The sequence below is a fragment of the Aetokthonos hydrillicola CCALA 1050 genome, from assembly GCF_017591665.1.
Lineage (GTDB): Bacteria > Cyanobacteriota > Cyanobacteriia > Cyanobacteriales > Nostocaceae > Aetokthonos > Aetokthonos hydrillicola.
The window spans coordinates 1-12,623 of record NZ_JAAKGC010000132.1 but is presented as its reverse complement, the minus strand read 5'-3'; the positions used below and the strand labels follow the sequence as shown (position 1 = coordinate 12,623).

Here is a 12,623-nt window from a genome sequence, read left to right as displayed (position 1 = left end):
TGTTTGCAAATAATCTGGTTTCATTTGCAGCTAATGTGGTTTTGAGACCACCCTTATTTGCAGCTAATGTGGTTTCAATTTTGCCTTGTTTGCAGTTTGAAGTGTTTCTGTTTGCAGTTCGCTACATTTAGCTTTGTAAGTTTCGACCATAACTTCAGCATGAAACTCAGCAACCGAAACTTGAAATTCCAAAAATTTCATGACGGCGGGCATTAATTCCTGCATCATGATCATTTTTTCGTCAAGTTCTGCTGCAAGTTTTTTGGCGTTGATAACTTGCTCTTTGCTCCATCCCTTGGGGTCCAGTAGGTCTATCCCTAACCCTTTAGAGATTTCCTGCATCAACTGTTCGCCACCAGGAGGGAGGATGTTTTGCATTAAAGTTGTGCGGTCTATGGTGAAAGTCTCACTGCTTTTTAAATTCCCATTTTTAGTTGTTATTTGTCCTCTTTCGGAACGTGCTAGAGCATTGGTATTATTTCGTTTGTCCTGTTTGAAAGCCATAATTATTGTCCTGTGGTTGATTAATTGATGAAACGACGCGATATGTTGCCAACGTAAGGAGAATTGTGCTCATTATGAGTGCTAGAAATCCCCACGCTTCTAGTAATCCAGAATTACTTGATTCCTCTATTCGTTCTGTAAAGGTGGCGATCTCGCCGTCGCTTTTCTCTTCGGTGCGAGTACGAATAACAACACGCTTCATGTTTTGTCCTTAAAGGTTTAGCCACTGGTCGAGGTTGAGGTCATCACCTGTAAAGTTAATTCTGATTTCGTCCTCGTCAAAATCAGGATCATCAGGATGATTCGTCTCGTCCATCTCTTGGTCAATTTCGCTTGAGAGGGCGGGAACATCGTCAAAAAGCCCCATCAAGTTTCTTTCTTTCACAAACGCTTTTGTGGTTCTACAACATTGAACCCACCCGAAGTCCTGATCGTTATCCCATGCGGAGTTAATTTTTGCGGATAGCTCAGAGCGTAGTCCTTTGTAATAGGATGCTTTATCGGGATGCTCAAGGGCAAGAACTTCAAGCCGTGCGTCTACAATTTCTTCTAACTGGTCGGGATGCTCAGCCAGTAGATAATCATATTGTTTCTGCCAGCTAAATCCCATCGTTCCGTCGTCTTTTGTGTAAACCATGTTATCTCCTGAAAGTGCTGGAATATCACTGAATCGTTGCTGAAGGTTATTACGTTTAACGAACTCAAGGGCGATCGCAGATGCTTGGTCATCATCAAAACCAGGATTGCCAATTCTCCCGTCTTGAACCATGCCGATCAATTCCTCAATTAATTCGTAGTAATACTCTGGGTCGTCTTCTTGCTGGGCTAAAAGCCGTAGCCTTGTCCTGACGAGCGCCTCTAAGTTATCCGGCTCTTCTTTTAATAAATACTCGTGGTACTGTTTCCAGCTAAGTTGTGTCCCGTCTTCTCTTATGTAAATCATGCTATTTCTCCGAGTTGGTAAAAGTTTCTCTGACGGCTTTTTCAAGCACTTTGTGAATCCAGTAATAAGGCTCCATCCCCTGTTGTGCTGCCACTATCCTGATTTGGTTCACTAATCTCTGTGGCACGTTGTAATTCAGTCTCTTGTTTGTTTGAATCCCCATCTTTTACTACCTTTAATTGTGGTTTCTGATTCTCGTTAAATAGCTCTACCATTCCTTGTACTGAGAGACTTTCAGGATTTTCAGGGAACAGAAGATTACTATCTATTGCACCCCCTCTCTCTAACCTCTGTTTAATCTTTTCCTTAATTGCTGGAATGCGAAAACTTCCCCCCACAAGAACTACGGGCTGTCTACGTGATGCTAAGCTGACTGAATCTAGGGCGAAAGATAACGGGCTATCGGTCATCCACCATTGAATGGCTCTCTCAAGTGCTTCTGATACGTCGCGTCCATCATTGGCGATCGCTCTGGCTTTTCCATCCTCAAACTTAGAATCCTCTAGAATTTGGCGAACTTCTGAAATGGGGATAAGTCTGCTTGAATCCCCTCTTGCCATTGCTCTTGAAAGGAATGTGACTAAGCTGCCTAGTCCCCCGCCGCCGTTTGTCTCCACGAATCTTTTTAAGGGCAGTTCACCATAGCAAACGTAATCGGTCTGGCAGGCAGTTCCATAGCCGATATCAAATACAGTTACATCCCTGTGAGTCGGATTAAGCGGTTCCAGGTTGAGAAACTTCTTAGCCCAAACCGCAGAACCGTAGCCCTCAGCAAAGTACAAACTGTGATTAAGGAGGAAGTTAAGCCGATATTTAATGCCGTTTACCTTCATCCAACGGCACTGTTTAAGCTGATCCAACAGTGCCTTACCATCCCCCAATGAGAGAACGACCATTTTAAGGGTTAGCGTTCTGGATGTCTCGGAAGTCCCAGAAGAGCATTCATACAGGTTAGGAATTGAGCTAATCGCCCCAAGTGCCAACAGGTAAAAGTAATCAATCTTGTGATCATGTCCTTGGGTCATTGCAACTGGATTAATTTCCAGTGTGGCGCGATCTCCTACCACATAATGCTTAATCTCGTCTTTTGCTTTCTCCTCTTGTGGCACTTCTTTTGGCTTTAACCCCACAGAAAAAGCCCCTAGCTCTTGATGCAGAGGGTTTTCAAGCTCTGCAAAGACCGAAGGAAGCTTCGGGCAGTTGATTACTTTACCTTGAAAAATCGCGGTGAACTTGATGCTGGAGCGAGCTGCGTCTAATATCAATGTGATTACTTCTTTGGGGACGACATTTCGCGGCTTCTTAAGCTTAGTTTGCTCGTCTGGCAGAACCGCTTCATCTGCTTGCGTCTTTTTAGGCATTTTTCTTGTCCTACGCTTAACAAAATTTAAAATCACACAGCACTGACACAAATCAATACTTGCGTACCGTTGTGCTTAATTGAATGGGTATAGAGGTTTTTTTGGGTTTGGGGCTTGTTGCACGAAAAAATCGGGTGTTGCGCTGTTGCTGCTGTTGCAACTGGGTGCAACAGCACTAGTTATGCTGCAACAACCAAAATGCAACGGCTTATATAAGGTGAATTTTTACGGTCAAATCAGGCACGGTGGATATTTGCTTACTAAGGATTTTGGATGGGCAGTGTCGATGTTCAGTGATGGTCACACTCCATGAATAGGCGCAAAACCTTAACGCGGCACTGCTGTAAATCCCGTGTGGTAAGGTTTTTGGGCTTTTTGTGGGTATAGTGCTACTATAACAGACATGTGACTATGTGAGCAATCACATTGTAGACAGTTAATGAAATTTCAAGGAGTGAGTGAGAAGATAGTAATAGTGGTATGATTGCTCAACTAATGGCTAAAAAAGCAAAATCGGATAGGTTAACAGTTTCGATAGATTCAGATTTGAAGCGACAATTTGACACTATATGTACTTGGAAGGGGCTAAACATGAGCGACGTAACCCAATTGCTAATAAGCGACTGGGTGAAATCAAACGCTCCTCCAGGACTTCTTACAAGTGAGGAGCAAGCGTCATAACAAAGTACTTTGAAATGAAAGACAAGAAGGAGGCGGATGAACGCAAGCACTATTGACCCAGTTGCACTACCATCGCTGCCACTGGCTCTTGTATCGCGACGGGAGGCTGCATGACTGGTACACCCAATGACGACCCGGAAAAATCTGGGGAGGAATGGGACCCAGTTACAGCAAACTTGGGACTGGTCATCAGCGGATACAGAATTAGCCTGTTTCGCGCTTGCTAGAAGTAAAGGTAAGAAATTAATTCAAATCATTAATACCAGACGTGAACCGTTCCCAATCATTTGTATTTTTGAGGATTACCCAGCATGACTGAAGTACAAGCAACAGCTACCCAAATCCCAGTAAGTGAATTAATTACCATGCTGACTGCTATCAGTGATCGAAACTACACCCTGTTTCGGCAACTGGAAAGCGCTTTTGTCTCTCGGTATGGGGTCGAAGTGTGGCAGGAATTTTTTAATTTTCGTTTACTGCCTGGACTGGACAAACCCTCTAGTAACTGGTTATTAGTTCAGTTTTGCAGCGCGGGAATAGTGTCTGTAAAAAAAATAGAAGAAGACGAATCCCACTCACCCGAAAAGCGTAAGGGGGCAGCATGAGCGACGACATTAGATTTGACGATATTTACACCAGGCTAAATGACCTCACTGAAGATGTAACCAACCTAAAAATTCAAGCCGGAACCATTGGTACATCCCAGGTTGCCATAGCCAGAAATCTTACACTAACTACAGGATTAGCCTCGGATATGCGAGAGGTAAAAGCCGATATCAGGGAGATGAAAGCTGATATTAGAAATTTGAATGCGAGTATAGATGAAATTTTGAGGCTGCTACGCGATCGCTCTTGAAGGTAGTATTCACCGGCGTGAGGAGAATAATTTATGATTTTAGGAAAATTGGAATTGACAATCAAAATCAACGAACTGCCCCAAGCTAAAACCGTAGAAAATGGGTGGCAGGAATTTGACATTGACTGTGGCGATCGCATTGTTAGCGTAACTGTTAAGCCAAAAGTGTGGAAGAAGCTCACCGATGCTCAAGCTAACTTTCCCCAATGGGTGGCTGCGATCGCTGGCAAGATGGGCGAGGCAACTGAAAACGGCTTTGTGCTATCGGAACCAAACATTCAAGTCTTCGAGAGAAAGCCCAAGCCAGATGCAGCCGTTGCAACGGCGTGAATCGGTTTTAACTACGTTAAGAATTGTGCATTTTACCAAGGGAGTTAGGTTGATATAAAAACTGGAAATGTGCTTGCAGCTTCTGATCTGACAACATTGTCTCTTTTGCAAAACCCGCAGAACAGTGTGAAAACAGAAACAGCAATGTAGTATATTTTCACTGAGCCAAAAAAAAGCCCCAGTTCCACCTGGGGAAAAATCAAAAAGAAGAATTAAAAATATGAAAAAAAACCTGCAATCAGGTAATCTCATCCAGACTACCACTTTCTTCCTCTTCTTTTCAGCAGCACCAGAAGATTTCAATACGGAGAAATACGCTGGTACCTTACTTAGACAGAAACGGCTAATCGAAGAGAATGGCTTTTTCTCTATCCCTTATTATGTCACACGTCAACCAATAGTCAACCACTTCTTAACAAAGTGCTTAATAAAGTCTTTTCTTGTAATTTTATATACCCAGCAGTGGATTATTTTTTATCAAGCAGCCACCGGAAATGCTTTTGGCTTATTTAAATTAGCAAGTGCAGTAGCCTCTGCTCAAGCAAAGCACCACGAAGAGCTTTTTGAAAGACATAATTCTCTTCTCCCTCGCAATTGCTATTGCAACAAGGGAGGTGCAGCATGATCGCACTAGGAATGCAAGCGTCAGCAATCACTTACCCTACGCTATGGGTTAGTAACCTACTAACAGCACACCGTTTAAATAATGAGTTGTTCCAGCTAGTAGAATACGGGAAAGGAGACAGCGATCTGGCCCCAGGCGAACATTACATTTTGGTAGAAAAGGGAACTCCAGAAGCTCAAATTAAAGCTATTGCGTGGCGCATTGCTGCTTCTTCTGGAGAGTGCTTGGTACATAGCGTAAACAATTATCTGGAGAACTTGGTAAGCGACCAGGTAACAGCGCGAGAGTTCACAATTAGCATCATAGAATTTGCACGACCATACTCAGAGTGGGCAGCTTTAAAAGATGAAACAAAACTTACACTACGAGAAGCAGCTGATATTGCGAGATTAGCGATCGCTCTTCTGCCAGAGCCTCAAAGGTCGATAGAACTGGGTACATTAAGAGAAAGATGCAACCAGAGTTCGTACGACTGGAACAAGCTAGTGGACACACTTGAAGAAGAGTTTAAGCGAGAAGTTGAAAGACGGCTTGGTACAGATCAACCCGTTGACAAAAGCGAGAGCGAAAAACCAAAACTTACCAAAAGGGAGGCAGTAGAACAAGCCAAACAAATTATTCAATCAGGACTTGATGAGTTAGAAGAATCATTGCAACTAGAGGAGTTGAGGGAGGAATCTGGGCTATCCTTTAGCTTTTGGGAGCGCCAGGTTTTGCCCCCGTTGCGGCGCTCACTGCAATCAACGAAGCTGACGCTAGAAATTCAGGCATACCTACGGGAGACGGATCTAGCTCGTCAGTTTACAGAGCGCAACCGGATCACTAGCAGGTATCGAATTACCAACCGAGAGTTTGACCAACAGTGCCATGCTATCCGGTTCGCAGAACGGCAAAGTGCTGAGAAACCCAGACTCATATCCCCAAAAGAGCTGTTTAATCTTGAAAGCAAAAATCTAGATTGGTTGGTTCCCGGCTTCTTACCACGACATATGAGCGCAATGGTTTCTGGTTTGCCTGGTACGGGCAAGTCTCTTTTAAGTATCGATCTAGCCTATGCCGTTGCAACTGGTGGATTGTTTCTAGGAGAACAGGTTAAGCAAGGTAAGGTACTGATCATAAACTCTGATCAACCGCTAAATGTTACAGCTAGCTACCTGAGTGATCGCGGCTTTGATGAAGATACCCCGAATTGGAAAGTCATCGGGCAGACAGGTAATATGGCTGCCTGGACCATTAAAGACTTGGATCTACTAGAAACATGGCTTTCTGAGACAAAGCCAGACCTAGTAATTATCGACTCCATCCGTACAACGATTTGTTACCCGCTAGGACTTGAGGAAAAATCAGAACTGGTTGGGCATTGGTTGAAAGAGGTTGAAAGGCTAGTCATTCGATATGGATCGTTGTTGTGGGTACATCACGACAACAAGGATACGAATCTTGCCGGAGTAAGCAGATCCTCTGGGTCAACTGCTATTCCCGGTAATGTATCAGTTCATTGGCGCTTGGAAAAGGCGTCTAAAGACGATTCTGATCCAAACAGGATTTTTTCAATGCCTAAAACAAGGCTATTTGAACCGAGCACGCTAACGGTTCGCTTTGATAATACAAACGGGCAGTGGCTCAACCTTGGGCGTGTTGGGGAATCTCCAGATGTTGCAAAACAAAATCAGTCACTACAGCAAAGGGTTTTGGATCTACTCCAGCAACGTCCTAGTGTCGGTTTTGAGGTACAGGAAATTAGAGAAAAGGTAGGAGGTGGGGATAGTCTGTATACAGTATTGAGCCGAATGGTACAAAGAGGCATTATCAGCAAGAGAAGAGGCAAGACTAGTAAGTCTAAAGTCTATTTCTGGGAGAATAATTTTTCACCTAACACCCAACAAGAAACAGTAGAGAACCTTGAAAAAGTTGCACAACCCCCCCTCTCCCAGTTCTCCCAACTAAGTGTTAGGAATGAGACTGAAAAGCTTACTGCACATGAATCCTGCTCACCTAACAGTCACCTAACACTTACCCAAAAGTCACCTAACAGCTGTGAAAGTACTGGGCATGTGTTAGGTGATGAAAACTCTTGTCCTGTAAGCGATACAGCCATAAACCAAAGTCACCTAACACCTCACCTAACAGGGGGGGGAGGGTTTTGTACTTCTCAGTCTTCATCTGACGAGAACCCCTCCCCCTCACAAGGCTTTGCGAAAGGGGATGAAGTATATGTAATGGATTGCCCAAAGCTAAAGGACAAGAGGATGACAATTACCAGCATCACCCCGGAGGGAATTTGGGTGAGGAGCAAGAATGCGATCGCCCCAAGTGGACCATTTAAGCCACGTCAATTGAGGAAATGTTGATGGCAAAGTGAGGATCGAAGTATACACCAAAGATTGATTTTTGTCAAAGTCAATAAGCTTCGTTATTGACTTTGATTTTGTCAAATCGGATTATACCAGAATGTGGAATTTTTTTTCAGGTGTGCGAGGAAATTCCGAAGATAATCTTGAGAGGCATCACGACCATCTACTTTACCTAAAAGGGTATAATCGCACCCAGTTTTGTTCATGTTTCACCCAACCCTAGATCAGGCTGTAACTTTCAGCACGAATCTAGGAGCGAACTTCGACCGTCAGGTTACTTAACTGCTAGATAAAACTTTTTGCCAAACCCGCTCATTGAAATCGAGGATAGGAGCCATTTTGTTCATACGGTCTTGTTCATCGTAGATCTGCGATTGCATCTGGCGTGAATGGTGCATAGCGTAGGCAGCAGCTTCTAGTTCAGCTTCTGACGCACCACTATCTTTGAGATAGGTAACATACATTTTCCGTAGTTCCTTTGCAGTAACTGGCTTGCCAGTCTCTCGCACAAAAATATTTTTTATGCGCTGTCGCCAATCTCCTGAGTTGAGCGGCTCGTAATTACGAGGACCCCTAAAAAAGAATTTATGGTTGCACTTTTGCTCAAATTCTCTACCTTCAGTCAGCCATTTATCAATATATTCATAAAAAGTTGTGCCATCTCCAAAACGTGCATTTGGGACTTGTCCCCACCATTCACCATAAATTCTTCCTGTCTTGTAACTTTCTGGCTCTAAGTGTATATACCAAAGAGCCTGAGATGGATTATTCATTTCTTTTTTTGGGATAAATAATCCACCTTGATAAATACCTTGAACTAAAGTTTTATCAATTTCCAGTTCATAGTAAGTTCTGGATCTATCAGGAGGCATAAGAGTCATAAAGCCAAGAGAAAGGAAATGTTGAAGGTCATCAATAATGCCATTATCCCTTCTTTGGCGAGAGTAAATGTATCTCCCTCCTTGTTGACTTACACGACAAACATGAGTATTAGCTCGAATTCTTAATTTCTCCAATACTTGCAGTGCATCTTCCCAAGGAACGCTTTTACGATGATGGGGAATAGTAGCTGATGTGGTTTTTTGTTGCTTATTTAAAATCTGGCTCAATTGCTGGAGTCTAGAAATCATAGGAATATCTTGTTCCTTGGGATAATCATCCTTTCCAATTTCCTCCCTAAAAATATACTTAGCCAATGCAATTGCAGATTTAACGATCCGCTCTTTATTTCTTGGTGTTCCTCCAATAAAATTGAGATATTCCAAAATTAAGTTTTTTGTGAAATTAGCTTCTGCAAAAGCGTTTTCTCTTGCCATAGCTTTTTTAGAAATCTGTAGATTGTAGTCAAAATTTTTTTTCTTTAAACATTCCTCCCTAGAAATTATGAGATGAGCATGAGGAATAATTGTAGTCAAACGTAGCTCTTCCAATGGAATTTTCTTAGCTCTGTGTAACCAGCCAAGGATTTGATGTATAGACTTCAATTCTATTTCTATAGTTCGTTTGGCGCAGTTGTATCGATCTATTCTAAAATCTTCAAAGTCGGATAATTCCGATTCAAGATCCTTGTTAATATAATCGCCTGGGTAAACTAGTCCTTCACCGCGTTTTTTTGCCATTAAAGCCCAAGGTTCTTTATTACTCCCCCCATGATAGTTATTGGTTTTAACTTTTCCTTGCCCACTAGGAGCTCTAAACTGGATGTATTGTATTTGTTCTTTTGGCTCTGACTGCTTTTTCTCAGGTGCCTGTACATATTCTTTAGCAATAGCCCAATTGACAAAGAGATTGATTGTTGAGCGAAACGACCTTTTGGTGTCTTTATCCATTTCCTTTTGTGAGAAAACTTGTTCTAAAAGCTGAGGAGCTTCTAGAAGAAAGCTGGGGGGATATTGTTGAAGAAAATCCAAAGCAGTTTTAATTTCCTCTGGGGTTGCTCTCACTCCTTTAGGAACAGGTCCTCCTATTGCAGGAACTAAGTAACGTACTAGGATACTGGTGGTCTTTGTGTTTAATTTTGCACTTTTAGGCTCAAGTAAATACGCAGAATAAAGTGTAAATACATTTTGTTCTGCAACTTGATTGATAGTCTTGTTGGAGGTGTTCGAGGCAGTTTTTTTCATTTTTGTCAAGGCGTATGAACGAAATATAAGATATTCTGTTGTTTCTGATAATTAATTGTACCACGTTTTTCAGTAGAGGAACGCTAAAATTAAACATGGTGGGATTACTTATACTTAAATCAGCAGGCAGGTATTTAGTTGGTAAAACCTTTGCTGCAAAGGAATTTTGGAATTTTATCGTCGATGTAATCATCCCAAAAGCGCAGTACAAAGTTACAAAAAAACGCAGTATAAATGTACTGCGCTGCCACTAGGCGTATTTTAGGCGTATAAACTAAACTAATAAATAACTTGAGTTATAGCTTTTCTAGTCTTCTGTTGTTCTCCAATCATTGCATTGGGAACGACAGAAATGTTTGAATTCTAGATAAGGCGTATATATGGAACACTTACACAGTAATAGTTACAGATATGGGAAAGACACCAGAGCCTAAAAAAGGCTATAAAATGCCTAAAGGCTACCTAAGAGGTAAGGCACGAAGAAGAGGTGCACCAATTATACATGAAGAGGCAAAGGAGAAATTGAACTTGACACTTACCCCCACAGCCATTAATAAACTTTCTCAAGCCGCTTTTAAAGCTGGTGTTTCTAGGTCTGAATTAGTGGAACGCTGGGTTAGAGAAAACCTGTAGATGGATGCCACTCGCCAGGAAATTGCCTTCTTGGTTTAGGCATCCATCTAGTGCAGGGCGGATTCATGTTTATCTGTTAGGTTGCTGTTTACGGCTAATAACTGGCGTACTGCTTTATGAAGCTGTGCGCTCGCGCATTCTCAAAACCCTCCTAACTGGTAAGAGCAAGGTTGCCACAACTTCCCCACAGTACAAAACTGCTAGCCGTGCGCTAGATAACTTCATAAAAGAGTTGAAAGAATCTTCTACACCCAGCAATACGCGTCTTCTCACAGAACCTTAATCACATCTCCTGAAAGTGATGAGTCCGAAAAGTCTTGAAACTTCGTTGTTGTAAATGGTGTTGATCACCAAAATCTGCCAAGAACCAACTTATGTTTCTTATGTTAGGACTTGCTGAAAATCAACTAAGGCAATAATAAGGGTGTCAGGCACTAAAATACTTGGTTATGCTTCCAGTCCCTGAAAACTTTTCGGTATAGTGACATTCAAGCACTGAAATTCTCGGTTATGCTTCCAGAGCCTGATAAGTTTTGGGTATAGTGACATATACTGAGATAGCTTTTTACATGCTATCCAGCTTTTCAAACACCCTCTAAACATTCACATTCTAAAATTAAACCAGAAGTGAAATGTTCCATGTAAACAGACGTGTAAACAATAAGAAAAGTACCACAACTATAAAAATAAACAGCCAGTGAAAATAATCATACTTTTGTGGAATAAAACTTACACAAAAAAGGAGGAATGACGCTATTATTCGGAGCAAGTTTTCCAAAGAAATTATCTCTACATTGCGTAATAAAAAAGAGTCAAAACCAAGCTTTATAATAAGAAGAGGAAACAAAATAAAGATTATTTTTTGATTTTCAAAAAAGAATTTCTTGTAATCAAATTCTTTTTCATTATTATATTTATAAAAAAGAAAAAGTGTTGATAAATAAAGAACAATAGGATTTAGAAGAATCAAGAAAAAACAAATAAAATTTTGACTAAAATAGTCCTTATAACGCCATAAACCCCACCAGTTTTGAATAACGAAGAGAAAAGCTAAAATTGTCCACAATAGATGGATATTATAAAGACGAATTTTATCTCGAAATCTAATCAGGTTTTCCCATCCTGAAAAAAATTGAGAGACAATAATACCATACACTATAGTGTAGAAAGTCAGCAAAAATCGTTGAAATACTTCGTCCATTTTATATACTCTATTAGTAGGTAGCAGCATTATACCTAAATGATGAAGAGATCACCCAGTTTTTTGCAAAGAGGGCGAAAATCAGTCAGGATAAGTAAATAAGTGTATTTATCTAGTGATGACTCCAGAACGAAAGCAAGCACTTCAAGAACATAGTCAGGCGGTCGCGAAAATAGCGAGAAAATGTCCCTCAAGTCCTAGCCCCGAAGCTGTGCCTACCTCAATGGACTATTGTCGGTTTGGGGGTGCAAGTAGCATTGGAGCCAAAATGTACGCTAAGGACTGATTCCTGTGATAACGATAAAGTTTCTACCTTCTTCAATGCCTCATTTTCAGCGAGAATTAAGGCTTTGAGAGGATTTTTCCTGTGATAAAAATTGTTATCACAGGAATACCCCTGAAAAAAGACTGTGGATCAAACCCATGCATGGCACGTGTTTTCGGCTTAGCGTACATTCCTGTTCCATTGCTACTCAAGGGCGGTTTGAGCCGTTTTAAAAACTGAGATGCTCCCAATGATGAATTCTCTTGCTGAAGCATTTTCACCTGATTACGCTTGCGCGAAGTCCCGATTTCACTCTCTTGCCAATACATTAGGGTGGAATACAGAATCTCACTCTATAAAGCAACTAGATGCGAACGGTAATGACTTAACCATTGATATAGCATTCTGCGGAAACGATCATTCAAACCGAGTGACTATAATCTCAAGTGGTTTACATGGCGTGGAAGGATTCTTCGGATCTGCTGTTCAGTTGGCTTTTCTCGACCAGCTTCTAAGTAAAACCTACCGCAAGGAAAGTATTCAAGGCCGACTAATTTTCATTCATGCTCTCAACCCGTATGGATTCGCTTGGTTACGTCGTTGGAATGAAGAAAATATTGATCTTAACCGCAACTTTCTTCTAACAGGCGAATCTCCCGAAGGGAGTCCAAAGTTTTATTCCCATTTAAATAATTTTTTCAATCCCTCTAAGCATCCTTCTAAATTAGAACCTTTTCTGCTGAAAGC

15 protein-coding genes are annotated in these 12,623 nt (G+C 41.6%); 10 read left to right on the top strand and 5 right to left on the bottom strand.

Annotated features, from left to right (window positions below; genetic code table 11):
* Nucleotides 1–63: 63 nt before the first annotated feature.
* Genes G4P69_RS32800 through G4P69_RS32785 form a run of 4 tightly spaced genes read right to left on the bottom strand, consistent with a single transcriptional unit; the run spans nucleotide 64 to nucleotide 2,808 of the window.
* A complete protein-coding gene (locus G4P69_RS32800; protein WP_208346616.1) occupies nucleotides 64–504 on the bottom strand; it encodes a hypothetical protein in 441 nt (146 codons plus the stop codon).
* On the bottom strand, nucleotides 476–706 hold the full coding sequence (locus G4P69_RS32795; protein ID WP_208346617.1) for a hypothetical protein: 231 nt from the start codon (nucleotides 704–706) through the stop codon (nucleotides 476–478). Before G4P69_RS32795 ends, G4P69_RS32800 begins: the two co-directional genes overlap by 29 nt.
* A 9-nt stretch (nucleotides 707–715) precedes the next feature.
* Nucleotides 716–1,447: a hypothetical protein gene (locus tag G4P69_RS32790; RefSeq protein ID WP_208354010.1), complete on the bottom strand. Its 732-nt coding sequence runs from the start codon at nucleotides 1,445–1,447 to the stop codon at nucleotides 716–718.
* A 41-nt stretch (nucleotides 1,448–1,488) separates the two neighbouring features.
* Nucleotides 1,489–2,808, bottom strand: coding sequence for an acetate and sugar kinases/Hsc70/actin family protein (locus tag G4P69_RS32785; RefSeq protein WP_208345973.1), 1,320 nt, complete (start codon nucleotides 2,806–2,808; stop codon nucleotides 1,489–1,491).
* 145 nt (nucleotides 2,809–2,953) lie between these two features.
* Here G4P69_RS32785 and G4P69_RS32780 point away from each other — a divergent pair, with 145 nt between their 5' ends.
* The 7 genes from G4P69_RS32780 (at nucleotide 2,954) to G4P69_RS32755 (ending at nucleotide 7,651) form a co-directional block, all read left to right on the top strand.
* Nucleotides 2,954–3,121, top strand: a complete 168-nt coding sequence (locus G4P69_RS32780) for a hypothetical protein (RefSeq protein ID WP_208345972.1) — start codon at nucleotides 2,954–2,956, stop codon at nucleotides 3,119–3,121.
* A gap of 167 nt (nucleotides 3,122–3,288) precedes the next feature.
* Complete coding sequence (locus tag G4P69_RS39660) at nucleotides 3,289–3,489, top strand: plasmid partition protein ParG (RefSeq protein WP_313890600.1); 201 nt, start codon at nucleotides 3,289–3,291, stop codon at nucleotides 3,487–3,489.
* Nucleotides 3,490–3,800: 311 nt separating this feature from the next.
* A complete protein-coding gene (locus G4P69_RS32775) occupies nucleotides 3,801–4,094 on the top strand; it encodes a hypothetical protein (protein WP_208354008.1) in 294 nt (97 codons plus the stop codon).
* A complete protein-coding gene (locus G4P69_RS32770) occupies nucleotides 4,091–4,345 on the top strand; it encodes a hypothetical protein (RefSeq protein WP_208354006.1) in 255 nt (84 codons plus the stop codon). Before G4P69_RS32775 ends, G4P69_RS32770 begins: the two co-directional genes overlap by 4 nt.
* Nucleotides 4,346–4,378: 33 nt before the next feature.
* A complete protein-coding gene (locus tag G4P69_RS32765; protein ID WP_208354004.1) occupies nucleotides 4,379–4,675 on the top strand; it encodes a fertility inhibition FinO-like protein in 297 nt (98 codons plus the stop codon).
* 220 nt (nucleotides 4,676–4,895) lie between these two features.
* Nucleotides 4,896–5,300, top strand: coding sequence for a hypothetical protein (locus G4P69_RS32760; protein ID WP_208354002.1), 405 nt, complete (start codon nucleotides 4,896–4,898; stop codon nucleotides 5,298–5,300).
* Nucleotides 5,297–7,651, top strand: a complete 2,355-nt coding sequence (locus G4P69_RS32755) for an AAA family ATPase (protein ID WP_208354000.1) — start codon at nucleotides 5,297–5,299, stop codon at nucleotides 7,649–7,651. Before G4P69_RS32760 ends, G4P69_RS32755 begins: the two co-directional genes overlap by 4 nt.
* A gap of 281 nt (nucleotides 7,652–7,932) precedes the next feature.
* On the opposite strand, the gene G4P69_RS32750 is transcribed toward G4P69_RS32755, so the two are convergent.
* The gene (locus G4P69_RS32750; protein WP_208353998.1) at nucleotides 7,933–9,777 is read right to left on the bottom strand and encodes a hypothetical protein; all 1,845 of its coding nucleotides are present in this window, start codon (nucleotides 9,775–9,777) and stop codon (nucleotides 7,933–7,935) included.
* Between the two features lie 411 nt (nucleotides 9,778–10,188).
* Here G4P69_RS32750 and G4P69_RS32745 point away from each other — a divergent pair, with 411 nt between their 5' ends.
* From G4P69_RS32745 to G4P69_RS32735, 3 genes are all read left to right on the top strand, one after another.
* Entirely contained in the window at nucleotides 10,189–10,410 is a 222-nt protein-coding gene (locus G4P69_RS32745) for a hypothetical protein (protein ID WP_208343359.1), read from the top strand.
* Nucleotides 10,411–10,414: 4 nt separating this feature from the next.
* Nucleotides 10,415–10,693, top strand: a complete 279-nt coding sequence (locus tag G4P69_RS32740) for a hypothetical protein (RefSeq protein ID WP_208343362.1) — start codon at nucleotides 10,415–10,417, stop codon at nucleotides 10,691–10,693.
* Between the two features lie 1,433 nt (nucleotides 10,694–12,126).
* A partial coding sequence (locus tag G4P69_RS32735; protein WP_208353996.1) for a DUF2817 domain-containing protein occupies nucleotides 12,127–12,623 on the top strand: 497 nt, incomplete at its 3' end.